At 68.5% G+C, this 24540-nt stretch carries 19 protein-coding genes; 9 read left to right on the top strand and 10 right to left on the bottom strand.

Features of this window, described 5'->3' with window-relative positions; translation table 11 throughout:
• Positions 1-68 precede the first annotated feature (68 nt).
• Positions 69-752, top strand: a complete 684-nt coding sequence (locus tag QSJ59_RS03720; protein WP_285757253.1) for a class III extradiol ring-cleavage dioxygenase family protein — start codon at positions 69-71, stop codon at positions 750-752.
• Here the strand turns inward: QSJ59_RS03720 and QSJ59_RS03715 are convergent.
• Together QSJ59_RS03715 and miaA are read right to left on the bottom strand one after the other, a co-directional pair.
• Complete coding sequence (locus QSJ59_RS03715; RefSeq protein ID WP_285757252.1) at positions 725-1519, bottom strand: VOC family protein; 795 nt, start codon at positions 1517-1519, stop codon at positions 725-727. The two genes, QSJ59_RS03720 and QSJ59_RS03715, sit on opposite strands and share 28 nt — an antisense overlap.
• A 62-nt stretch (positions 1520-1581) precedes the next feature.
• On the bottom strand, positions 1582-2508 hold the full coding sequence (gene miaA / locus QSJ59_RS03710) for a tRNA (adenosine(37)-N6)-dimethylallyltransferase MiaA (protein ID WP_285757887.1): 927 nt from the start codon (positions 2506-2508) through the stop codon (positions 1582-1584).
• A 111-nt stretch (positions 2509-2619) separates the two neighbouring features.
• Between miaA and dapF the strand changes: the two genes are divergently transcribed.
• The 3 genes from dapF to QSJ59_RS03695 all read left to right on the top strand — a co-directional run bounded on the left by dapF (position 2620) and on the right by QSJ59_RS03695 (position 6358).
• Positions 2620-3438 (top strand): diaminopimelate epimerase, encoded by an 819-nt coding sequence (gene dapF / locus QSJ59_RS03705; protein WP_285757251.1) that lies wholly within the window; start codon positions 2620-2622, stop codon positions 3436-3438.
• A 26-nt stretch (positions 3439-3464) separates the two neighbouring features.
• A complete protein-coding gene (locus QSJ59_RS03700) occupies positions 3465-4448 on the top strand; it encodes an ABC transporter permease (RefSeq protein WP_285757250.1) in 984 nt (327 codons plus the stop codon).
• A gap of 221 nt (positions 4449-4669) precedes the next feature.
• Positions 4670-6358, top strand: coding sequence for an ABC transporter family substrate-binding protein (locus QSJ59_RS03695; protein WP_285757249.1), 1689 nt, complete (start codon positions 4670-4672; stop codon positions 6356-6358).
• Between the two features lie 44 nt (positions 6359-6402).
• On the opposite strand, the gene aceB is transcribed toward QSJ59_RS03695, so the two are convergent.
• Entirely contained in the window at positions 6403-8001 is a 1599-nt protein-coding gene (gene aceB, locus QSJ59_RS03690) for a malate synthase A (RefSeq protein ID WP_285757248.1), read from the bottom strand.
• A gap of 304 nt (positions 8002-8305) precedes the next feature.
• On the opposite strand from aceB, the gene hflX reads away from it, so the two are divergent.
• Entirely contained in the window at positions 8306-9820 is a 1515-nt protein-coding gene (hflX, locus tag QSJ59_RS03685; protein WP_285757247.1) for a GTPase HflX, read from the top strand.
• A 284-nt stretch (positions 9821-10104) separates the two neighbouring features.
• Complete coding sequence (locus tag QSJ59_RS03680; RefSeq protein WP_285757246.1) at positions 10105-11313, top strand: amidohydrolase family protein; 1209 nt, start codon at positions 10105-10107, stop codon at positions 11311-11313.
• A gap of 23 nt (positions 11314-11336) precedes the next feature.
• Here the strand turns inward: QSJ59_RS03680 and holA are convergent, their stop codons facing one another.
• The 6 genes from holA to QSJ59_RS03650 all read right to left on the bottom strand — a co-directional run bounded on the left by holA (position 11337) and on the right by QSJ59_RS03650 (position 18618).
• Positions 11337-12305, bottom strand: coding sequence for a DNA polymerase III subunit delta (gene holA / locus QSJ59_RS03675; protein WP_285757245.1), 969 nt, complete (start codon positions 12303-12305; stop codon positions 11337-11339).
• Positions 12306-12429: 124 nt separating this feature from the next.
• On the bottom strand, positions 12430-13350 hold the full coding sequence (locus QSJ59_RS03670) for an oxygenase MpaB family protein (protein WP_285757244.1): 921 nt from the start codon (positions 13348-13350) through the stop codon (positions 12430-12432).
• A 70-nt stretch (positions 13351-13420) separates the two neighbouring features.
• Positions 13421-15775 carry a ComEC/Rec2 family competence protein gene (locus tag QSJ59_RS03665; protein ID WP_285757243.1) on the bottom strand — a complete coding sequence of 785 codons (2355 nt, stop codon included), beginning with the start codon at positions 15773-15775 and terminating at the stop codon, positions 13421-13423.
• A 25-nt stretch (positions 15776-15800) separates the two neighbouring features.
• Positions 15801-16922, bottom strand: a complete 1122-nt coding sequence (locus QSJ59_RS03660) for a ComEA family DNA-binding protein (RefSeq protein WP_285757242.1) — start codon at positions 16920-16922, stop codon at positions 15801-15803.
• A 206-nt stretch (positions 16923-17128) separates the two neighbouring features.
• Positions 17129-17398 (bottom strand): 30S ribosomal protein S20, encoded by a 270-nt coding sequence (gene rpsT, locus QSJ59_RS03655; RefSeq protein ID WP_285757241.1) that lies wholly within the window; start codon positions 17396-17398, stop codon positions 17129-17131.
• A gap of 200 nt (positions 17399-17598) precedes the next feature.
• The gene (locus QSJ59_RS03650; RefSeq protein WP_285757240.1) at positions 17599-18618 is read right to left on the bottom strand and encodes a hypothetical protein; all 1020 of its coding nucleotides are present in this window, start codon (positions 18616-18618) and stop codon (positions 17599-17601) included.
• 155 nt (positions 18619-18773) lie between these two features.
• Between QSJ59_RS03650 and lepA the strand changes: the two genes are divergently transcribed.
• On the top strand, positions 18774-20618 hold the full coding sequence (gene lepA, locus QSJ59_RS03645; protein ID WP_285757239.1) for a translation elongation factor 4: 1845 nt from the start codon (positions 18774-18776) through the stop codon (positions 20616-20618).
• 410 nt (positions 20619-21028) lie between these two features.
• Here the strand turns inward: lepA and QSJ59_RS03640 are convergent, their stop codons facing one another.
• The gene (locus tag QSJ59_RS03640; protein ID WP_285757238.1) at positions 21029-22660 is read right to left on the bottom strand and encodes a glycoside hydrolase family 13 protein; all 1632 of its coding nucleotides are present in this window, start codon (positions 22658-22660) and stop codon (positions 21029-21031) included.
• Positions 22661-22767: 107 nt separating this feature from the next.
• On the opposite strand from QSJ59_RS03640, the gene QSJ59_RS03635 reads away from it, so the two are divergent.
• Together QSJ59_RS03635 and QSJ59_RS03630 are read left to right on the top strand one after the other, a co-directional pair.
• Positions 22768-23808, top strand: coding sequence for a LacI family DNA-binding transcriptional regulator (locus QSJ59_RS03635; RefSeq protein ID WP_285757237.1), 1041 nt, complete (start codon positions 22768-22770; stop codon positions 23806-23808).
• 47 nt (positions 23809-23855) lie between these two features.
• Positions 23856-24506, top strand: coding sequence for an MOSC domain-containing protein (locus tag QSJ59_RS03630; protein ID WP_285757236.1), 651 nt, complete (start codon positions 23856-23858; stop codon positions 24504-24506).
• The last annotated feature ends 34 nt before the right edge of the window (positions 24507-24540 follow it).

The raw sequence follows: 24540 nt of genomic DNA, 5'->3' as shown, positions 1-24540 counted from the left end.
GAGGTATACCTACCCGTTTGCCGGGGACTCCCCGCGGCAGAAGGGAACGTCCCGATAGCCTCTCCAGCGTGTTGATCGCCGCTGCTGTATGTCCCCATCCGCCGCTGCTCGTGCCCGAGGTCGCAGGCGGAGCGGCCCACGAGCTCGACGAAGTGCGGGCCGCCTGCGATCGTGCGATCGGCACCCTCGTCGAAGCTCGCCCCGACCGCCTGTTCGTTGTCGGAGCGGGGAAGCCGACCCGCCGCCACCCCGCCGATGCGGCCGGCAGCCTGGCCGGATACGGGGCCCCTGTCGAGGTGGGGTCGGGGCCTGCGGTGCTGGGGCTCGCAACGACGATCGGACGCTGGCTGGCCCGCCGTTCCGGTGCTGTTCCCGATGGCTACATCGAGGTCGCCGACGACGCCACGCCCGCCGCGTGCAGTGCGTTGGGCCTCGACTTGGCGGAGGCGTCCCCCCGGGTGGCCGTGCTGGTGATGGGGGACGGCAGCGCCCGTCGTACCGACCGCTCGCCCGGCCGGGTCGACGACCGCGCGGCGGCCTACGACGACGCGGTGGCGTCGGCACTGGGCGCTGCTGATACCGCCGCCCTCGCAGCCCTCGATCCGGTGCTCGCGCGCGACCTGATGGTGGCGGGCAGAGCCGCGTGGCAGGTTCTGGCCGGTGCCGCAGTCGGGGCGGGACTCAAGGGTGAGCTCGTGGCGTACCAGGCGCCTTACGGGGTGGGCTACCTCGTCGCCTCGTGGACCTCCTGACCCACCACGTACTCCGGAGCGACCTCGATCGCGGCGAAATGCGCGCCGAACGGATCCGCCAGCATCGTCCACCGGCCCATAGGGGTGTCCTCGGCAGCGCGCAGTACCGTACCGCCGGCCCGCTCGGCCAGTACCGCGGCGACATCGGAGCTTTCCACCACGAAGTACGGCAACCATGCGCCGTGGCCCTCGCCGGCGCGCTCAGCAGCTCCGCCGTACACACCGCACACCGGGTCGCCGCCGCTGGAGAGGGTGACGAAATCGAAGTCGGGGTACCGTTCGGCCTCGTAGCCGAAGACCGCGGTCAAGAACGCCTCTGTGACGGAGGTTTCGGTGCTGGTGACCTCGGCCCAGATGGGCGCGCCGGAGGTTCCGAACGCTTCCGCGCCGGCCATTCCGTCCGCCTGCCAGAGTGCGAAGACCACGCCGGTGGGATCGCGCACGATCGCGGTGGAGCTGATCCCGGGCATGTCGGTCCGCTCGGTCACGATGGTGCCCCCGGCGTCTCGCACGGCTTCCAGGGAGGCGTCGATGTCGTCGGTCGACAGGTAGACGGTCCAACTCGACGATGCCGGGGGCGGAGCGCTCTCCCAGGGCTCGGTCAGCCCGGCCACACGCCTGCCTCGAACGCTGGCCAGTGCATAGGGGGATTCGTAGAACTCCCACTCCAGCACCTCGGTGTAGAAGTGCTGCGCCGTGCTGAGATCGCGCACGGCCAGGTCGAACCATGCCGGTGCGCCCGGCGGGTACTCGGCTGTTTGGGTCATGGCGCGCCAGTACCCGTACCCGGATCAACAAAATCGGTGCACGGGGTGAAGAGGGGGTAGATCTATCCGCCGGATCCGACCGGGCCCGCCTCCACCAGCGCGACGGCTTTCTCCAGCAGGTCGGGGTCGTCGTAGGGGAGCCACTGCACGCGGGGGTCGCGGCGGAACCAGGAGTCCTGGCGTCGGGCGAAGCGGCGGGTGGCTCGCACGGTCTCCTCCCGGGCCTCGTCCTCGGAACACTCCTCCGCCAGGAAGCGCAGCACCTGGGCGTACCCCAGGGCCCGGGAGGCGGTCAGGCCATCGCGCAGCCCGTTCTTCTCCAGGTTGCGAACCTCGTCGACGAGGCCCGCCTCCCACATGCGTGTGACACGAAGTTCGATGCGTGCGTCCAGTTCGGGGCGGGGCACGGCCAGGCCGATCTGCACGCACGGATAGCGGGACACGTGCTCGGGGAGTGTGGCGGTGAACGGTCCGCCGGTCAGTTCGATGACCTCAAGCGCACGTACGACCCGGCGCCCGTTGGTGGGCAGGATCGCGATGCCCGCAGCCGGGTCGAGCCGGGCCAGACGGGCATGGAGGACGAGCGACCCCCGTTCGGCGAGTTCGGTCTCCAGCCGTGCCCGCACCACGGGATCGGTGCCGGGGAAGTCCAGCGCGTCCAGGGCACCCCGGATGTAGAGTCCCGAGCCGCCCACCAGGATCGGTGTGCGTCCGGAATCGCGCAGGTCGTCGATGACGTCGCGGGAGAGCCGTTGGTAGGCGGCAACGTTTGCGGTCTGAGTGATGTCCCAGATGTCGAGCAGGTGGTGGGGCACATCGTCCCGCTCGGCCACGCTCAGCTTGGCGGTGCCGATGTCCATCCCCCGGTACAACTGCATGGAGTCGGCGTTGATGACCTCACCCGGGGAGTCGCCCGCACCCAGTCGTCGTGCGAGACCGACGCCGAGATCGGATTTGCCCGTTGCGGTCGCCCCGACGACCGCGATCACTGTGCTCACCCCTCCAGTGTGCCAGCGCCTCCCGGCGGGCTGGTCCGGGATGGAGCGGGCCGTTTTCGTATTTTCGGCCGGTCTGGGCGCTCCGGCTCCTAAGATGACCACATGCGTTTCGCCAAAGGCCACGGCACCGAGAACGATTTCGTCATCCTCCCCGACCCCGACGGCACGCTGTCGTTGAGCGCCGCGTCGGTTGCGGCGCTGTGCGACCGCCGTGCGGGTATCGGAGGCGACGGCGTCCTGCGGGTGGTGCGTACGAAGGCATTCGATGAACCGTTGACCGGTCCGGCCGCCTCGTCCGCGGAGTGCGAGTGGTTCATGGACTACCGCAACGCGGACGGCAGTGTCGCCGAGATGTGCGGCAACGGCGTTCGCGTGTTCGCCAGGTACCTGCTGAGCGCCGGCTTGCTGGCCGAGACCTCGTTCGGCGTGGGCACCCGTGCCGGTACCCGGCAGGTAACAGTGCACGAGGACAGCGACATCACCGTGGACATGGGACCGGTGGGGATGCTGGGGAGGGGAACCGCAGTGCTGGGCGGCGCCGAGCTGACCGGTGAGCGCGTCTCGGTCGGCAATCCCCACTTGGCCTGCCGGGTGGCGGGGCCGGTGGCCGGGGTCGATCTGGGGACCGCGCCGGTGTTCGACGCTGCTGAATTCCCCCAAGGGGCCAACCTCGAAGTGTTCTGCGAGTCCGAACCGGGCGTACTGGACATGCGGGTGTACGAGCGCGGGGCGGCCGAGACCCGCTCGTGTGGCACCGGGATCGTCGCTGCCGCTGCCGCAGCCAGCGGACCGGGGACGGACGCGCAATGGACCGTCCGTGTTCCGGGAGGCACGTGCACCGTTGCCCTTGAGTCGGGTTCGGCGCGGTTGCGCGGGCCGGCCGTGATCGTCGCAGAAGGCGACATCCGGCTGCCCGGCTGACCTGGTTTCTCGGCAAGGAGCGCGCGGTGGTCCGTTTTCTGCTGCGTCGCCTGGTGGGCAAGGCGCTGTTGCTCGTCGTGGCGGCGAGTTGCGCCCACCTGCTCGCTGCCACCGCATTGGATCCGCGGGGAAACTACGAGGGGCAACGGCCACCGCCCCCCGCCGAGACGGTGGATGCGCTCCTCGACGAGTACAACCTCAATCCCGACACCCCTCTTGCCGAGCGCTACCTGGTCTGGGCCTCGGGTGTGGTCACCGGGGACTTCGGTCGAAGCTGGGACGGTTCCGACGTCACCGCTCAACTGGTGCGCCGGGTCGGTGTCAGCCTCAGGCTGCTGGCACTCGGCGCGGCCCTGGGCGCGCTTGGCGGGGTACTGCTCGGTGCCTTGGCCGCGAGCCGCCATCGCGGAGGACTGGACCGCACCTCGGTGGCCGTATCGTTGCTCGTCATCTCCACGCCGGCGGTGGTCGTCGCCGTCTCGCTACAGAGTGCGGCGCTGTGGGTCAACCAGGTCACCGGAAGCGAACTGCTGCGTGCAACCGGGGAGTTCACTCCCGGCCTGAACGGGGGGCCGGTGGCGCAGGTGATGGACCGGGCACGCCATCTCCTGCTTCCGACGCTCACCGTGGCGTTGCCGCAGATCGCGTTGTTCAGTCGCTACCAGCGCAACCTCATGCTCGACGAGGCCGGTTCCGACTACGTGCGCACCGCGCGGGCCAAAGGGTTGACCAAGCGCGCCGCTCTGTTCCGGCACGGGTTGCGCACCGCGTTGGGGCCCGCGGTGACCTATTTCGGGTACTCCTCGGCCCTGCTGTTCGCCAGCGCGGTCTTCACCGAAAAGGTGTTCGGGTGGCACGGTGTGGGCGAGTACCTGCTTGATTCGGTTGGGCGGGGGGATGTCCACGCAGTCGCAGCGGTCTGTTGCTTTGGGGCGTTGTGCGTGGTCACCGCGGGTTTGCTTGCCGATATCGGGCGTTTCTTGGTTGATCCGCGGACGCGCGTGCTGTGAGTCCCGTTCCGGGACGGATCGGCGCCAAGGGCGGGGATCCCACCCGGGCCACCATTGGCCTGTCCGGAGCGCAGTATTATTTCCCAATTGTTCCAATGGCGCCGTTAGCCCGGTTGGCTGCCGCGGGTCGGTCCCGCGGGAGGGTCTCCGAAACACCACGGCATTTGGGGGATCAGGTGCGGTTAGCGAAACTACGGGCCGGCGTCGGGGGCGCTGCCTTGATGGCGCTGGTCGTCGCCCTGTCCGGATGCGATTCCCAGGTCCCCGGCCCGCCCTTGGTCGATCCCGCCGCTCTGCCCTCGGCCGAGATCAATCCCGTCGAGCGCGGCCAACTCGCCGATGGCGGCACGCTGCGCTGGGGGATCAACGAACTGCCCGCCCAGTGGAACCCCCACCATCCCGCCGGCAACCTCAGCACGGTCTCCACCGTCCTGCGCGGTCTGCTGCCCGCACCGTTTCACATCGACGAAACGGGTCGTGCCCACCCCGACCCCGACTATGTGACCGACGTCCAGGTCGTCACCGACCCCACCCAGGTCGTGACCCTTACCCTGGAGCCCCGCGCACGGTGGTCCACCGGCGCCCCCATCACCTGGCGCGACTACGCTGCCATGGTCGATGCGCTGTCCGGCTCCGACCCCGACTACCAGGTGCTCGGCGAGGTCGGCTACAGCCGTATCGCCGACGTGCGCGCGGGTGCGGACGACCACGAGGTCGTCATCACCTTCGACGAGCCTTTCGCCGACTACGCGGCCTTGTTCCAGAACCTGCTTCCCGCCGACTACTCCGCGGACCCGGAGGCGTTCAACTCCGGTTACCTGGACCGGATCCCGGTCACGGCGGGCCCGTTCGCCCTCGACGCGATCGACCCCTCTGCCCAGACCGTCACACTCGCGCGGGACGACTCCTGGTGGGGGGAACCTGCCAAGCTCGACCGGATCGTCTTTCGCTCGCTGTCCCCTGACGCGTTGGACGCCGCCTTCCTGGACGGTGGCATCGACGTCTACGCCGTCGCCGTGGACGCCGCGTCCTACCAGCGGGTCAAGACCGCCTCCGGCGGGGAGGTCCGCGCGGCGCTGGCGCCCGACTACCGTCACATCACCCTCAACGGCCAGAGTCCGGCGCTCAGCGACGTTGACGTGCGCCACGCCGTTTTCCTGGGCATCGACCGCGAGGCCATCGCCAATTCGGCGTTCAGCGCGATCGACTGGCCGTCCTCGGTGTTGGGCAACCACTTCCTCGCCCCCAACCAGAAGGGATATGTCGACAACAGCGGGAAGTGGGGCACCTACGACCCCGAGCGGGCAGCCGAACTGCTGGACGGCGCAGGCTGGCGCGCACCCGAGCCGGGAGCGGTGCGCACCCGGCAGGGCCAGTCGCTGACGTTGCGTTTCCTCGTGCCCCAGGGCTTCGCCCCTGCCCAGAACGAGGCAGAACTCGTCCAGGCGATGCTCGCCGAGATCGGGATCGAGGTTCGTATCGAAGCCGTTCCCGGTGACCAGTTGTTCGGTGGTTACGTATTGCCCGGCGATTACGACATGGTCGCCTTCGTCAACTCCGGGGGCGGTTTCCCCGCCTCCGAGTTCCTCTACCAGTGGTCCAACGCCGTCACCACGCCGGACGGCCAGGACAAGTGGGGGTCCAACGTCGCCCGGATCGGTTCGCCCGAGATCGACGGGGCCCTCGCGGGAGCACTGGAAGAACTGGAACCCGACGCCGCGCTGCGCCGCCTCAACGAGGCCGACCGGCTGTTGTGGGAGGCCGGCCATACCCTGCCGCTCTACCAGCGCCCCGAGCTCGTGGCCACCCGCACCGATCTCGCCAACGTCGGCGCTTCCGGGTTCGGTGGCCTCGACTACGCAGACATCGGCTACACCACCGATGACGGGGCGTCGGCCGGAGCGCCGTAGCGGCCGGCTGCGCCCCTGCACCGACGGCTGCCGGACCGGAGCGCTCAGGGCATCTGCTCGTAGGCGGGAAGAGTGAGGAAGTCGGCGTAGTCGTCGTCCAGTGCGACATCGGTGAACAGGGCGCTCGCCCGGTCCAGTAGCGCCGGGTCGAGCCTGTCCGTCGCGCGGATCGCCGTCAGTTCCTCGTGGATCAGACGTTCGACCAGTTCCTTTGTCACCGGTGTGCCGTCGTCCAGAGCGACGTCGTTGTGCAGCCATTGCCAGATCTGGGAGCGCGAGATCTCGGCGGTCGCCGTGTCCTCCATCAGGTTGTGGACGGCCACGGCGCCGTTGCCGCCCAGCCACGCCGCGAGGTACTGCAGGGCCACGTTGACGTTGGAGCGCAGGCCGGCCTCGGTGACCCCGCCTCCGGCGCCGGCCACGTCCAGCAGGTCCGCGCCCGAGACGTGCACGTCGTCGCGCTGTCGGTGGATCTGGTTGGGCTCGTCCCCCAGAACGTCGTCGAAGACCTCTCGCGCGATCGGCACCAGGTCGGGGTGGGCGACCCAGGAGCCGTCGAAGCCGTCGCCGGATTCACGGGACTTGTCCTCGCGGACTTTGGCGAGGGCGACTTTGTTGACCTCTGCGTCGCGGCGACTGGGAATGAACGCTGCCATGCCGCCGATCGCGTGGGCCCCGCGCCGATGGCAGGTCTTGACCAGCAGCTCGGTGTAGGCGCGCATGAACGGCGCGGTCATCGTCACGGCGTTGCGTTCGGGCAGCAGGAAGCGGCTGCCCCGGGTGCGGTGCGTCTTGATGATGCTGAACAGGTAGTCCCAGCGCCCGGCGTTGAGGCCCGCGGAGTGTTCGCGCAGCTCGTAGAGGATCTCCTCCATCTCGAAGGCCGCGGGGATGGTCTCGATCAGGACGGTGGCACGAATGGTTCCGCGCTCGATGCCGAGCTCGGCCTGGGCACGGACGAAGATCTCGTTCCACAGCCGGGCCTCGCGGTGCCCTTGCAGCTTGGGAAGGTAGAAGTAGGGCCCCTTGCCCTTGGCGAGTTGGCGGCGACCGCAGTGGAAGAGGTACAGGGCGAAGTCGACGATGCCTCCGCTGACCCGCCGGCCGTCGACCAGGATGTGCTTCTCGTCGAGGTGCCAGCCACGGGGGCGCACGACGATGGTGGCCAGTTCGGAGTCGTCCTTGAGCGCGTAGGACTTGCCCTGGGGGCTGGTGAAGTCGATCGTGCGATCGAGGGCGTCGCGCAGGTTGAGCTGACCGTCGACCATATTTTCCCACAAAGGGGTGTTGGCGTCCTCGAAGTCGGCCAGCCACACCTTCGCCCCGGAGTTGAGGGCGTTGACGGTCGTCTTCCGGTCGGTCGGGCCGGTGATCTCCACGCGGCGGTCCACGATGCCCGGTGCCGGCGGGGCCACGCGCCAGTCGGAGTCGGCGCGCACGTCCGTGGTCTCGGTGAGAAAGTCAAGGTCGGAGCCGTTTGAGATCTGGTCCTGGCGATGCCTGCGTTCGGCGAGCAGTTCTTGGCGGCGCGCCTCGAACGTGCGGTGCAGACCGGCGATCAGTTCGAGGGCCTCATCGGTGAGGATCTCGTCGTACCGGTCGTGCAGCGGGCCGGTGACCTCGACTCCGGTGGTGGCGCCCATGAAAACCCTGCCTTCCGCAAAGCGAAATTTTATTCTGGGATGCGGAATCCGACGCTACTCTGCCGGCAAGGCGTGGTCAACGCTGTGCCCACCGGGCAAGGTGGCGAAATTTGTTCCCAGCAGCAGGAACCGTGTTCTTTTCGCGCCAAGCGACGGTAAAAACGATGGTCCTTCCGATTCACCCATGCCTCGACGGGCACGCAAGCGGCATGGGGTCACCGGCAAAAATGCAGGTGCCGTTCCCCGAGCCGCATGGGACGATCGGGGAAGAAACCGCGGTACTCCGAGCGTTACTACTTCCTGGATGGATATGACACGCACTGCTCTCAATGACCACGATCCCTTCGACGGCGATGACGCCGAGCGCGACGCGATCGTCATCGACGACGCAGATGCCGATGGAGTGACCTACGCGGAGAGCCGCCGCGGTTCCGACGTTCCCGACCAGGGCCAACTCGAACTCGAGGAGCGCCACGCGCTACGCCGTGTCGCCGGGCTCTCCACCGAGCTTCAGGACGTCACCGAGGTCGAGTACCGGTCGCTGCGCCTTGAGCGCGTCGTCCTCATCGGTGTCTGGACCAGCGGAACCCAGCTGGACGCGGACAACTCACTTGTCGAGCTCAAGCAACTCGCCGAAACCGCCGGGGCGATGGTCCTGGAAGGCGTGACCCAGCGTCGCTCCAAGCCCGACCCCGCGACCTACGTCGGCAGCGGCAAGGCGGTGGAACTCCGCGACATCGTGGAGAGCACCGGCGCCGACACCGTGATCTGCGACGGTGAGCTCACCCCCGGCCAGCTGCGCCAGCTGGAGGAGGTCGTGAAGGTCAAGGTGATCGACCGCACCGCCCTGATCCTCGACATCTTCGCCCAGCACGCGCGGAGTCGCGAGGGCAAGGCCCAGGTCGAGCTCGCCCAGCTCTCCTACCTCCTGCCCCGCCTGCGCGGCTGGGGCGACTCGCTGTCCCGACAGGGCGGTGGTGCCGGTGGAGGCGGTGGCAACGGCGGTGTCGGGCTGCGTGGCCCTGGTGAGACCAAGATCGAGACCGATCGTCGACGGATCAACGCCAAGATGGCCAGGCTGCGCAGGCAACTGCAACACATGTCGGTCGCCCGTGACATCAAGCGCGACAAGCGGCGTACCCGGCAGGTGCCGGCAGTGACAATCGCCGGCTACACCAACGCCGGCAAGTCCAGCCTGCTCAACCGACTCACCGGCGCGGGGGTGTTGGTGGAGAACGCCCTTTTCGCCACGCTGGACCCCACCGTTCGTCAGGCGCGTACCCCCGACGGCCGCGCGTTCACGCTCAGTGACACCGTCGGTTTCGTCCGGCACCTGCCGCACCAATTGGTCGAGGCGTTTCGTTCCACACTGGAAGAAGTCGCCGACGCCGACCTGATCGTGCACGTCGTGGACGGCTCGCACCCCGACCCCGAGCAGCAGCTCGCCTCGGTTCGCGAGGTTCTCGCCGACATCGATGCCTCGGATGTTCCCGAGCTGATCGTCATCAACAAGACCGATGCGGCCGATTCCACCGTGCTCAAACAGCTGCGGACCCGTCTGCCGGGTGCCGTCGAGGTCTCGGCGCGGACGGGGCAGGGCATCGATGAATTGATTGATTCGATCTCGGGTGCGTTGCCCCAGCTTGAGCGCGAGGTTCGGGCTCTGGTGCCTTATCAGCGGGGCGATTTGGTGTCCAGAGTGTACGAAGAGGGACGTATCCTCAGCGAGAAGCACACCGAGTCCGGCACCGCTCTGCACGCATGGGTACCCGAGATGCTGGCCAATCAGCTCGACGAGTACGCTACCGCGCAGATCTAGCGGTCCGGGCCTGCCAGTACGCCTAGCGACGGCGGAACTCCCACGGGTGTTCCGCCATCGCTGTTTGCCGGCAGAGGTGTACATCCGATCTCGCTATGAACTACGGTTGCCTTCACCAACGTGAGGTGGGGCCCTAAGGGCCTTCACCGGCCGCCCGGATTCCTTCCCCTCGAAGCGGCCTGGGCATCACCATAAATCGGCATATGAGGTCGTGTGATAACTGTCCCCGTGCAACCGTGTGGGGCGGGAGGCCGTGACAACGCGGGCGGGCGAGCGGTGAGACGATGACGGTACGACTGCTGACGAATATCGGGCGACTATGGACAGGCACCGACCTGATCAGTAACGCTGCGATCATCGTCCAGCACGACCGGATTGCCTGGGTCGGTCCGGCGTCCGAACTCCCTCAGAGCATCCCCGGTGTGATCGACAACATCGTGGACGCCGACAAGATCGAGAACGCCGGTGGCGGTCTCGTCACCCCCGGTTTGATCGACGCCCACACCCACCCCGTCTACGCGGGCAACCGCTGGGCCGAAGTCATGATGCGCTCCAGCGGCGCCTCGGACGCAGAGATCACTGCCGCGGGCGGCGGCGTGGCGTCCACCGTTACCGTGACCCGTGGCACCGATCCCTGGACCCTGTGCAACGACGTGCGCGACCGGCTCCGGCACTGGTTGTTGTGGGGAACCACCACGGTCGAGGCCAAGACCGGGTACCACCTGACCCGCGACGGCGAGCTCGCCGATGTACGGCTGCTGCGGTCGCTCGAGGAAGAACCGGGCATGCCCCGGCTCCACGTCACCTTCTTCGCCGCCCATGCGGTGCCCCCGGAGTACTTCGGCCGTCCCCGTGATTACGTCCAGGCGGTCGGGTCATGGCTGGGCGACGCGGCCCAGGCCGGCGCCGACGGAGTGGACGTCTACTGCGACAGTCGTCAGTTCACCCCCGAGGACGCGCGCTGGCTGCTGTCCATGGGACGCTCCAACGGACTCCAGACCCGTATGCACGCCTGTGCCAAACCCCGGCACGGCGCGGTCCGCATGGCCGCCGACATGCAGTGCTCCTCGGTGGATCTGCTGCACGAGACCGATGACGACGACCTCCTGGCACTGGCCAAATCCAGTACCCCTGTTGTCATCTGCCCCACGGCCTCCATGTACGAGCGCCGTACCCCGCCGGTGCGTTCCCTGCTCGACCACGGCGTCCCGGTGGCGCTCGGTACCGACCACAACCCCGCGCAGTCGGGATCCACGATGATGTCGCTGGTCATATCCATGGCCATCTCGTTGTACGGGCTCAGCGTCCACGAGGCACTGCGCGCGGCCACCGTCGGCGGTGCCACAGCCCTCAACGCCCACGACCGCGGGCTCATCGCCCCGGGAAGGCTCGCCGACATCGTCCAGTGGGATGCCGATCACGAGGGCGCGTTCGCCTGGGCCCACGGGCTCAAGGCCATGCGGGTGTGGCGCGGCGGGGAGAACATCCGCTAGACGCCCGCCCGGGTCCTTCCGCGTCAGCGACGGGCGCGTCCCGTGGCGATCTCGATGACCGCGCGCTCCAGGGCGTAGGCCGGATCGCGGCCCGCCCCCTTGATCAGCGCATCGGTCTCCGCCACCACGCGCAACGCATACGCCACCCCCTGCGGGGTCCAGCCGCGGGCCTGCTGGCGCAGCGTCTTGAGCTTCCACGGCGGAACCTTGGCCCGCTTGGCGAGTTCGGCCTCCGCCATTCCACGCGGTGGTTGCGCGGCCACCGCGATACCGCGCACCGCGCTGGCAAGCGCGCTGTTGATCAGTACCGGTGCCATTCCCACCGACAACGACCACCGCAGTTGTTCGAGGGCCTCGGGAAGCCGGCCCTCCACCGTGCGGTCGGCCACGGTGAACCCCGATGCCTCGGCCCGACCGCTGTGGTAGCGGGCCACGGCGGCCATGTCCACGCGCCCTTCGGTGTCGGCGACCAGTTGGGTACAGGCGGCGGCCAGCTCGCGCAGATCACTGCCGACCGCGTCCATCAGCGCCTGGGCGGCATCCGGGGCGATCTGACGTTTGGCACGGGAGAACTCGTCCTTGACGAACTTGAGCCGTTCGGTCGCCTTGGTGGGTTTGGCACAGTTGATTCGATGAGCCCCTGCTTTCAAGGCGGAGTCCAGCAATGCCTTGCCCTTGGCACCTCCCGCGTGCACCAGGACCAGGAGGACGTCGTCGGCCGGGTCGGTGACGTACCCGGTGACCTGGCCGGCTGGTTCCTTGGTGAGGTCCTGGGCGGAGCGCAACACCACCACGCGTCGCTCCCCGAACAGCGAGGGGGAGGTCACCTCCACCAGTTTCACCGCGCTGACCTGAGCAGGAACAAGATCGTGGACGTCCACGTCTGGATCATCGGTGCGTGCCGCCGCGACGAGTTCGGCCACCGCACGGTCGACGAGGAGTTCCTCGTCGCCCACGATGACGGACAGCGGAGGCAGGGAAGCGGAGGCCATGCAAGCAGGATGCCATGCCGAGGTGACCACCGGGCCCGCTCGCGTCAACGCCGCCTCTGAAGCGGTCGGGGCGTGGCCAACAGGGAACCGGGGCGCCGGGTTCCGTGTGCGGACCCGTGGGCCGCTACCCGACCGATTCGCTCTCCGGCCGAACCTCGGGGAACCGGGAGACCCCGCTCTGCGGCCGCTGGAGCTCCGCTGCCCGCTGTGCCGCGGCCAGGCCGCGCAAGGTACGTACGTGCCCCTTGGGGCGGTGGTAGAGCCGGTTGCGTGCTGCCCTGCGGCGCATGCTCCGCATGTACAGGTTTTTGGGCGCGGTACGCAGGATCACCGGCAGCCGGGGATAAACGGCCCGTACGAGGGCGAACAAGCGGTCGAACCTGCGCTGGTGCCGCGCGCTCCAGGCCAGGCTGAGTTCTTCGCGCAGCTCCGGGGCGAGCAAACCGGTAGCGATGAACCGCTGTGCGCGTGCAGCCGGACGCAGCAGTGCGTTGTCGGGAAGGAACAGCTCCTGGAGGACCGCCTGGGTTGCGTCCGTGGTGTGCATGTCCTGCATGGTGCGGGTCCAGTAGGCGGCGAACGCCACCCGGTCGGCCGGCCACCGCTCGGCCGGACAGCCCAAGGAGGTGGCGAACACCGCGCCCTGGGCGTACATCTCGTCCTTCTGCGCCTCGGTGAGGGCACCCACACAGAGCTCGTGGGTGCGCAGCGCCGATGCGTAGAGTGTCGCGGCCACCCACAGTTGTAGCTCGGGGTCGAGCGCGTGATACCCGGGGCCGGTGACCTTGTTGTGCATGGCCCGCACGATTCGGCCGATTTGGTCGGCTTCCTCCCTGGTGCCGAAGACCACCCCATAGATGAAGGTGAGGGTCCCACGGAGCCGGTCGAGTGGGCGGGACGCGAAATCGCTGTGGTCGTAGACCCCCTGGCCCACACCGGGATGCGCAACCTGGAGGACGATTGCGTAACCGGCCCCCACCAGGATCGTCGCCTCGCGAAGTACACGGCGCAACTGGTGGTCGTCGGAAAAAGTCGGATCATCCATCCATGGGATTGTAGGTTTCGGTCAGCCTGTTCGCCGCCATTTCGGTGAACGGGCGCCTATCGTTCTCCTCTCATCGGTCCAGAGGGCCGCGCCAGGTCACAGCGGGTGCGCCGGTGCCCGGCAGTACCGCTATGTCGCCGTGCACATCGGTGCGGTACGAGGCGGGAGTCAGACCTTCCAGCAGCGCCCACACCTCGGGGGCGGGGTGTCCGTAACGGTTGCCCGTGCCTACCGAGGTGAGGGTGATCCGAGGACGCGTGGCGGACAGGAATCGCGCGGACTGGCTTCTGGCACCGTGGTGCGGGGTCTTGAGCACGTCCACCGAGCGGGTCGCGGGTTCGGTCAGCAGACCGCGCTGCGCAGACTCCCCGATGTCTCCGGTGAGCAGTACCGAGAACGAGGAGGCGGTTTCCGTCCGGACCGGAGAAACCCAGCGTGCCAGAACCACCAGGCTGCGGTTGTTGGAGTCGCCCCCGGTACCGGTCGAGGGCCACAGCACGGTCAGCTGCCACGGCCCGACAACGAAGCGCTGCCCTGCCGCGACGGTGTGCCGCTCGGTCCCCGCACCGGCCAGCGCCCGGGTGACCGCTGGAGAATCGAACCCGGGCGGGGTGAACACCGAGTGCACGGCTCTGCCCCGAAGTACGCCCGCGGTACCGCCGACGTGGTCGGCGTCGTCATGGGTGAGGACCAACAGCACCACGTCCCGCACGCCAAGAGTCCTCAGACACCGGTCAACCGCACGCGGGTCGACCCCCGCATCGACCACGATCGCCTGATCACCCCCCGCTGCCAGCACGAATGCATCCCCCTGCCCGACGTCGCAGGCCACCAGCACCCACCCCGGCGGAGGCCAGTCCGGAGCCGTGCATGTCACCAGCAACACCGCGCCCGCGACGGAACCCGCCAACGCACCCAGCGCCCGCCGCAACCACCCCCGGGCGGCCAGCAGCACCGCGACCACCCCGGCCAGCAGCAGCGCGCCCACCCCGTCCGCACGCCAGGGCAGGGCAGCAACCGGAACCGCCGCGCCCGTATGCGCCACCGCGGCGATCCAGCCGACCGCCGCTCCCGGGACCTCCACGACGGACTGGGCCACCCGTGGGGCGAACAGGCCCAGTCCGGCCACCGCGAAACCGCCCACCGTCGCCACCGGAACCGCCGGACCGGCGAGCACGTTGGCCGGAACGGAAACCCAGTTGACCTCGGCCGACAGCAGAACCAATACCGGCAGGCAGGCAACCTGCGCTGCCAGGGTCACGGCGATCGCCTCGGCCAGCCACCGGGGCAGGCGCGCCGACCACGTGTCTCGCCATGTCGGGGCGAGCAGCAGGATTCCCCCGGTGGCGAGCACGGACAGCGCGAACCCGTGGGAGGCGGCTAGTTCCGGCGCGAACAACAGCAGACCGATCACCGAGGCCGACAGGGCGGCCAGTCCGATCCGGGGACGGCCGAGGGCGATTCCCAACAGGGCCACCGCCCCCATGAACGCTGCTCGGAGCACGCTCGGCTCGGGACGGGCCAGTAACACGAACACCGCGATCATCCCCGCGCCCATGGCCACCGCGCACCAGTTGGGGAGGCGGAGAAGGCGTGCCGAACCCAGCGCTGCTCCGGTCATGACGGCCAGATTCGCTCCGGAGACCGTCAAAAGGTGCGTCATCCCGGTGGCGCGGAACACCTCGGAGGTTTCCTCGTCGAGCCTGGAGACGTCCCCGACGACCAACGCGGGGAGCAGACCCTGTTCGGGGCGGGGAAGGACCGCACACGTCTCGCGCAGCCGGGCGCGGGCCAGCGCGGCCCAGGCATGCGCAGCCGAGGGCGCCCCCACCTCTGCCGGAGGACCGCGCACCAGCACGAGCCCGGCCATCAGCCCGTCCTCCCCACCGGGGACGATCCTGCCCGAGATCTGCATCCGCTGGCTGGGGACGAGGTCGCGCCACTCTTCCCCGTGCGTCAGCAGTACCACCGGCACCCGGGAAGGCACCCGCGTGCCATCGACCGTCACCCACTCTGTTGTGGCCTCCACGGTGAACTCTGCGCGCCCAGGAACGAGCGTGCTCACCCGCGGGCGCGGATCGCGGGTGAGCCGCACCCCCAGGTGCGCGTGCCGTTCGTCCTGCGCCAGCTGGGCCACCGGACTCCGCTCCAGGGTCGCCGTGCGCCCGGCGACCACCAGGGTGCCGCCCGCCGCGCAGACCACGACGGCTGCCAGAAGCGGTATCCCCGCGGGCGGACGGTGTGCGCGCAGCAGCGGTACGAGGGCCAGCGCGACCACGCCAAGGCCGACACCTGCCCCGAGCGAGGCCCAGGCGGGGAGGCCTAGTGAGACCAGTACGCTCGCCCACAGCCCGACGGCAGGAGCGCACAGCCGTGCGTCCGCCCGGCCGGGGGAGACGGGGGAGTCGGTGCCCAAGTAGCTCACGTCGGCTCCACCGGGACACGATGGTTCATGGCGTTGCGCCGACCCGTACCGCGTCCTTCAGCTCCTCGAACCGACGGTCCCCGATTCCGGTGACGTCGCGGAGCTGCTCCACCGACGTGAACCCGCCGTTGGTGGTGCGGTGGTCGATGATCCGTTGGGCCAGCACCGGCCCCACCCCCGGCAGCGTCTCCAGCTCTGTTGGCCCCGCACTGTTGAGGTCGAGGAGAAGGGGCGGCATGCCCGGGGGGACAGGATCAGGGGGCAAGGGAACGCCGGGAGAGGGCGTGACGGCCACCAGAACCTGTTCGCCGTCGACCAGGGGGCGGGCCAGATTGAGCAGGCCGGGATCGGCGTCGGGTGCGATTCCGCCGGCCGCTTCGATGGCGTCGGCCACCCGGGAACCCGAGGGAAGGGTGAGGACGCCGGGGGATTCGACCTCGCCGCCCACGTGCACCACGACCTCACCCGTCCCCGCCTCGTCGGCCGTCTGCTCCGAAGACGTCTCCTCCGGGGACGGCACGGGGGAACTGTCGGCGCGCAGAACCGGCGCGGGCACGGGGTCGGGGCGGTCGCGGAGCACGAGCCAACAGGTGAGCGCTACCGCCGTCGCGCACACTCCCGCCAATGCTTTGACCCCGGCAGAGGTCAAAACGGGGCGTTCGCCGTCCTCCCCGAGGAAGCGGTCGGTCAGGCCGGCGAGCGCCCCGGTGCGTGCCGTCGGTTCCCGCACCTCCAGGTACCCCGGCGGCGGTTCGGCGGTCCCGGACGGCACGGACCCGGTCGTGTCCCGGCCCTCCGGCGGGGACGCTGCGATCCGCTCGCGCACCCGGGACCGCCTCGGCAGTGCGTCCATGGGCGGAGCCTGCCCCTGCTCGTCGGAGGTCGGGGTGTCGTTTCGCCTGCGACGCCCCGTGCTGCCGGAGGACCCCGGGGAGGAAGGGGCTGGCGAGAGCCGGCGTCGCCTCCCTCCCTGCTGTGCCGGCCGGAGGGCGTAGGGCGGCGCCGGCAGTGCGTCGAGCTCGTGCGGCGGAGGAAACGGCTCGGGGGCAGGAGCCGGTGCGGTGGGGGAGAGGTCGGTGAGGGCGGCCTGCAATCGCAGGGCCGAGGAGGCGTCAGGAGGCGGTGACGATCGGCGAGGGGCAATCATGCCATCAACGCTAGGAACATCCACCGGGACGAGTCGGGAGGGAAAGCGGGCCTGTGGACAGTCACGTACCCCATGGCCCCGTGGAAGACCACCGGTGCTGTCGGGGCGTCGACCGGCCCGGGGGAGCACATCGACGGCAGCCCCTTCGCGGCGTACGACAGAGCCGCCCGCACCGAAAGGGTGCGGGCGGCTCTGTGGATAACCTGCTAGGCGCTCTTCACAGTGTCCAGACGCTTGGCGATCGCGCTCTTGCGGTTCGCGGCCTGGTTCTGGTGGATGACGCCCTTGCTGACAGCCTTGTCGAGCTTGCGCGAGGCGTCGCGCTGCAGCACGGTGGCCTGCTCGACGTTGCCGGACTCGGCGGCCTCGCGGAACTTGCGGATGGCCGTCTTCAGCGACGAGCGCACCGACTTGTTGCGAATCCGGGCCTTCTCGTTCTGCCGGTTGCGCTTCTTCTGCGACTTGATGTTCGCCATGCGAAAACGTGCTCCAGTTAATGTCAGATCATGCGTCGAAAATACGCGCGGATCGCCAGCGTGGGCAGCCGATCCACAAAGGGTCCGCGGCGGATATCGACGTGGTGGGTGAGTCCGAAGGGCTCAAACCGAACGTGGAACGCCCGAGACACGGGTTTCCATTATGCCCCGTGTTCGGGAGTGCTCGCACCGTACCCCGCTCAGGAGGGCGGATTCAGCCAGCCGGTCTCGAATTCCGCCCAGTCGTCGGGGTCGGTGTCGTCCAACACGTACAGCGCCATCCCGAATCCCTCCCGTTCGCCGTGCTCGGTCAGTCCGATGCGCACCGCTCGTGCGGCCCCCGCGACGCTCTCCGCGCCCGAGACCGGCCCCCACCCCTCGTGGTCGAAGGACGGAGCGCCGATATGCACCGTCACCCCCTCCGGCACCGTCTCCAACGCCAGCACCGTCTGACGCACCATGAACCCGCCGTACAGCGACTGCGTCGGCATCCCTGTCCCGTGGCCGCGGATCACGATTCCGTCCACCAGTTCCGCCACCCGGATCAGGTAGCCCTTGGACCAGTACCGTTCGCCGCGGGCGGCGAAGAAGACCGGCAGCCGCATACCGGGGATGAGTTCGAGCTGCTGGACGTCCACCGAGATGAACGCCTCGTCACCGACCGCCTCGCGGGCCCGTTCCAACAGGTCGGGAAAACTCGGATCGTTCACGGTGACCGGTGTGATCGCGTAGTGCACGCCGTCGAACCCGGCCGCCACTACATCGGCCGAGCCCTCGGCTATGCGCGCCCGTGCGTCCTCGGGGAACCGGTCCCTGGTCAGCGAAGAGCCTTCCGCGGTGTGGCTCAGCCAGCCCAGGACCCGCACCTCCGGCAGTTCCTGCCCCATCCAGTCCAGGAACGCCTCCGCGCCGGCGTACCCCCCGGGGTCCACCGTGCCGTCCGGGCCGATCTCACCCACGTGCACGTAGACCTCGGACAACATGCTCAGCCGAGGGGAGAGTTCGGCGAACTCGGCAGGTCCGCGCCCACCGCTCACCCAGACGTTGCCCAACCAGGCGGAGTCCTCGCCGGAGGACGCCGCCCAAGGAGCCTCCTCCCCGGAGAACTGCATCGCCAGCAGGGTCCCAGCGCCGATCGCCACCACCAGAACGGCGGCCAGACCTGCGAGGATACGTTGGAGAAGCCACCGCACCGTTGTCTCCCGGTTGTTGAGCGTCACATAGCCTGGTCGAAGTCGGCCTGTCCCATTCTCGCCCGTGGTATCCCCCAACTTTCGGGGCATGGGACCATGGGGGCACGCCTACCGACGCCGCGCGCCCCACCACGACCGCCGCGTCACGCCCATGCCACCTCGACGAATGTGAACGGACCACGGTGCCAGAGCCAACCCGGACCGATCCCGCGCTGATCCGAAACTTCTGCATCATCGCGCACATCGACCACGGCAAGTCGACCCTGGCCGACCGGATGCTGCAGTTGACCGGTGTCGTCGAAGCCCGCCAGATGCGTGCGCAGTACCTCGACCGCATGGACATCGAGCGCGAGCGCGGTATCACCATCAAGTCGCAGGCCGTCCGGCTGCCCTTCACCGCCACCGACGACGTGAGCTACGTGCTCAACCTGATCGACACCCCCGGACACGTCGACTTCAGTTATGAGGTCTCCCGCTCGCTGGCCGCCTGTGAGGGCGCGATCCTGCTGGTGGACGCGGCCCAGGGCATCGAGGCCCAGACCCTGGCCAACCTGTACATGGCCCTGGAGAACGACCTCGCCATCATCCCGGTGCTCAACAAGATCGACCTCCCGGCCGCACAGCCGGAGAAGTACGCGGCCGAGCTCGCCAACATCATCGGCTGCGAGCCCTCCGACGTACTGAAGGTCAGTGCCAAGACCGGTGTCGGGGTCGACGAGCTGCTCAACGAGATCGTCGCCAAGATCCCGCCGCCCGTCGGCGACGCCGACGCGCCCGCGCGCGCCATGATCTTCGACTCCGTCTACGACACCTACCGGGGCGTGGTCACCTACGTCCGGGTCATCGACGGCCAGCTCGGTACTCGTGAGCGCATTCAGATGATGTCGACCCGCGCCACCCACGAGATGCTGGAGATCGGGGTCAGCTCGCCCGAGCCCACCAAGGTGGCCTCCCTCGGTGTCGGTGAGGTCGGCTACCTGATCACCGGGGTCAAGGACGTACGCCAGTCCAAGGTCGGTGACACCGTCACCTCCGCGACCAAGCCCGCGACCGAGATCCTCTCGGGCTACCGCGAGCCCAAGCCCATGGTCTTCTCGGGGCTGTACCCGATCGACGGCACCGATTACCCGGTGCTGCGTGATGCGCTGGAGAAGCTCCAGCTCAACGATGCGGCACTGGTGTTCGAGCCAGAGACCTCCGCGGCGCTCGGTTTCGGCTTCCGTTGCGGTTTCCTCGGTCTGCTGCACCTGGAGATCACCCGGGACCGCCTGGAGCGCGAGTTCAACCTCGACCTCATCTCCACCGCGCCCAACGTGGTCTACCAGGTCCGCATGGAAGACGCCGTCGAGCACACGGTGACCAACCCCAGCGAATTCCCCGAGGGCAAGATCGCCGAGGTCCGCGAGCCCATGGTCCGGGCCACGCTGCTCTCGCCCTCGGACTTCGTCGGTCCGATCATGGAGCTGTGCCAGAGCCGTCGCGGCAACCTCCAAGGGATGGACTACCTGTCCGAGGACCGGGTGGAGATGCGCTACACGCTTCCGCTCGCCGAGATCGTCTTCGACTTCTTCGACCAGCTCAAGTCGCGCACCAAGGGGTATGCCTCGCTGGACTACGAGCCCTCCGGCGAGCAGATCGCCGACCTGGTCAAGGTGGACATCCTGCTACAGGGTGAGACCGTCGACGCGTTCTCGGCGATCGTCCACAAGGAGAACGCCTATTCCTACGGGCTGGCCATGACCAAGAAGCTGCGCGAACTCATCCCGCGCCAGCAGTTCGAGGTTCCGATCCAGGCGGCCGTCGGTGCCAGGGTCATCGCCCGCGAGAACATCCGTGCGATCCGCAAGGACGTGCTCTCCAAGTGCTACGGCGGCGACATCAGCCGTAAGCGCAAGCTGCTGGAGAAGCAGAAGGAGGGCAAGAAGCGCATGAAGATGGTGGGCCGGGTCGAGGTGCCGCAGGAGGCGTTCATCTCTGCGCTGTCCACCGACTCGGGCGGCGACGGCAAGGACGCGAAGAAGAAGTAGTGCCGTGGGAGGCCAAGGAGCGGGCCGGGTGTCCCGCTCCTTAGCCGCGTTACGGGGCAGTCCTTGACCGATCCGCTGGTCAGACCTTCCACGATGTACCGTTGCAGGAACCAGGACACCGCCAGGGTGGAGACGGCGATGAGGATCGTTCCTGCTGGGAAGACCCAGAAGTCGGCGTTGCGCTCGCCCGAGATCAGCCCGCACCACCCCACCGTCAGGGTCTGGCCCCCCGGGGTCGCGCAGGAAGACACTGGCGGTCAGGAACTCGTTTACGGGGTGTTCTCCGTCGCGACTCTGGGGAGGCGGCGTGCGGCGTTAGCAATTTTTTGCAAATTTTGGAACAAATTTCAATTATTTTCGCAAAACACTGGGGACCGAACGGTTGTTCGGGCCCCAGTGTGCGGCACGGATCAGCGGCGCAGCCACACCGCGGTGTCGGCGGGCAGGACGAGTACGCCCTCGGCGAGCCGTAGGGGACCGCTGCCCAGCAGGACCTCGCCCTCCCAGCGCATCGTCACCGGTTCGGGAGCGAAATTGACCACGCAGGAGAACCCCGGATCGCGGTGGACGACCAGGACCTCCTCGGGGGCGTCGCCCCAGTGCATCGCCCCATCGCCCAGAGCCGGCTCCGACCTGCGCAGGCGCAGCGCCGCGGTGTACAGCGACAGGGTGGAACCGGCGTCGCGTTCCTGGGCCTCCCTTGTCAGGGTCCGCCACTCGGGCGGTACCGGCAGCCAGGCCCGCTCCGCGCTGGAACCGAACCCGAACGGCGCCTCCTCGCCCTCCCACGGCAACGGGACCCGGCAACCGTCCCTGCCACGCTCGGTGTACTGCGAACGCTTCCAGGTCGGATCCTGGAGAACGTCCTCCGGCAGGTCGGTGACCTCGGGCAAGCCCAGTTCCTCGCCCTGGTAGAGGTAGACCGATCCGGGGAGCGCCAGCGTCAGCAGGGCCGCCGCGCGGGCCCTGGCCAGGCCGTGGTCGCCTCCACCGAATCGAGTGACGTGCCTGGTCACATCGTGGTTGGACAGGACCCAGGTAGTGGGTGCGCCCACGGCCGCGTTGGCCGCCAGCGACCGTTGCGCAACCCCGCGCAGGACCGTCGCATCCCAATCGGCGGTCAGGTACTCGAAGTTGAACGCCTGGTGCAGTTCGTCGGGACGCAGGTAGCGCGCGACCCGGTCCGCGTCCTCGACCCACGCCTCGGCCACCAGAGCGCGCTCGCCCGGGTAGGAGTCCGCGATCGCTCGCCACTCGCGGTAGATCTCGTGCACGCCGTCCTGGTCGAAGTAGGGCAGACGGCTGTGGCCGTCCAGCAGGTCGGCCTTCTGTCCTTCGGCGATATCGGGCAGGGCGGGGTCCTTGACCATTCCGTGTGCCACGTCGATGCGGAATCCGTCCACCCCGCGATCGAGCCAGAATCGCAGAACATCCGCAAACTCCGCCCGAACCTCACTGTTCTCCCAGTTCAAGTCCGGTTGTTCGGGGTCGAACAGGTGGAGGTACCACTCCTCGGGTGTGCCGTCGGGCCGCTTGAGCCGGGTCCAGGCCGGACCGCCGAAGATCGAGTTCCAGTTGGTGGGCGGCTCGTCGCCGTCAGGACCTTTGCCCGGACGGAAGACGTAGCGGTCGCGCGCGGGGGACCCCGGCTCGGCTGTCACCGCCGCATCGAACCAGGGGTGGGCCGACGACGTGTGGTTGGGGACGATGTCGATGATCACCCGGATGCCCAACCCGTGCGCCGATGCGCGCAGGTCGTCGAAGTCGGCGAGGGTGCCGAAGCGCGGGTCGACGTCGCGGTAGTCGGCGACGTCGTACCCTCCGTCGGCGAGGGGGGAGACGTAGAACGGCGTCAGCCAGACGGCGTCCACGCCGAGCGCCGCCAGTTTGGGCAGGCGCTCACGGATACCGCGCAGATCACCGTCGCCATCTCCGTCGGAGTCGGCGAAGCTGCGAACGTAGACCTGGTAGATGACCGCTTCACGCCACCAGTCACTGCGGGATGCAGGGGTGGCGGGCGCGCTTTCGGGAGACGACTGCATAGGGGTCCCTTCGTATCGCCGGAACGATGACGACTGGCTGAAATTACTTGCGCAAGATTACCGATCTCTTTCAATCATGAAACCGGTTTGTCCACTAGAGTGCTCGCATGGCCTCACCTCGACTCGCTGACATCGCCCGCCAGGCAGGGGTCAGCGAGGCCACCGTTTCCCGAGTGCTCAACGACAAACCAGGGGTCGGCGCGGAAACCCGCAAGGCCGTTCTCACCGCCTTGGACGTCCTCGGTTACGAGCGCCCGGCCCGGCTGCGCCAGCGCTCCGCCGGGTTGGTCGGAATGGTCGTTCCCGAGCTGGAGAACCCGATCTTCCCCTTGTTCGCCCAGGCGGCCGAGGGTGCGCTGGCCCAGCACGGGTACACCCCGGTGCTGTGCACGCAGACCCCCGGCGGGATAGCCGAGGACGAGTACGTGGAGATGCTGCTGGAACGCAATGTCTCCGGAATCATCTTCATCTCCGGCCTGCACGCCGACACCACGGCCGACCACGACCGATACCGGGCCCTGCTCGCCCGCGGACTCCCCATCGTCCTGGTGAACGGCTTCGTCGACGGCCTTCCTGCGGCTTTCGTCTCGCCCAACGACCGTTACGCGGCGCAGTTGGCGGTGGACCACCTGGCCGCACTCGGTCACACCCGGATCGGGTTCGCCAGCGGCCCGCAACGCTACGTGCCGGTCCGACGCAGGATGGCCGGTTTCAAGGAAGCGATGGCCGCCAAGGGACTGGAGAGCGACGACCTGGTCGAACTCTCCCTCTTCGGGGTGGAGGGCGGGCACGCCGCGGCGTCCAGGTTGTTGGACCGAGGCGTAACCGCCATCGTGTGCGGATCGGACCTGATGGCCCTGGGTGCCGTCCGCGCCGCTCGACAGCGGGGGCTCTCCGTCCCAGGGGACTGCTCCGTCGTGGGTTACGACGACTCCCAGCTCATCGCCTTCACCGATCCCCCGCTGACCACCGTCCGCCAGCCCATCCAGGCAATGGCGCTGGCCGCTGTGCGCGCGCTGTGCGACGAGATCGCCGGCCATGCGGCTTCCCGTACCGAGTACGTCTTCGACCCCGAACTCGTCGTGCGGGGCTCCACCGGAGCCGCTGCCCGTACGCCCGAGCCCACACGGGCCGCTGCCGCGGGGTGAGGAGCGGCGGCATCGGAAACGGCCGCCATTCGCGTAACGTTCTCCCCATGAACAAGGGGATCGTGCAGTCGGTCAATGTCGGCCGAGCCGTGGACGCGGAATGGGCGGGCACACTCAAGCGCACCGCCATCGACAAAAATCCGGTCCAGGGCAGGGTCCGTGCCCAAACCCTGGGCCTCGACGGCGACGAGCAGGCCGACACCGCCAACCACGGTGGTCCCGACCAGGCCGTCTACGCCTACGCTCGTGAAGAGCTCGATCTGTGGCAGGAGCGGCTGGGACGGCCGCTGCGCGACGGTGTCTTCGGGGAAAACCTCACCACGCGAGGGCTGACGGTCAGCAAGGCGCTGATCGGCGAGCGCTGGCGCATCGGAGATGCCCTGTTGGAGGTGGTGCTGCCCCGCACCCCTTGCGCGGTGTTCAGGAACTGGATCGACGCCCAGGCGTGGGTCAAGCGTTTCACCGAGGAGGCCCGAACCGGCGCTTACCTGCGCGTTCTTGAAGAAGGGGAGATCGGCGCCGGTGACGAGGTCCACATCGAGCACCGCCCCGACCACGGCATCGACATCAGTTCCGCCTTTCGGGCCGGCTACGAACGCGACCTCGACCTCTTGCGTCGTGTAATGGCCCTTCCGGGACGCTCTGACACGTGGAAGGAACCACTGGCCCGAGTCGAGAAGCAGTTGGGCCTGCGGTAGCCCTTCGGTGATGCGGCTCGTGCGGGCCGTACCC

The organism is Nocardiopsis ansamitocini, from assembly GCF_030268225.1.
GTDB lineage: Bacteria > Actinomycetota > Actinomycetes > Streptosporangiales > Streptosporangiaceae > Nocardiopsis_D > Nocardiopsis_D ansamitocini.
The sequence above is the reverse complement of the archived record's forward strand: the minus strand, read 5'-3'. Positions and strand labels throughout refer to the sequence as shown.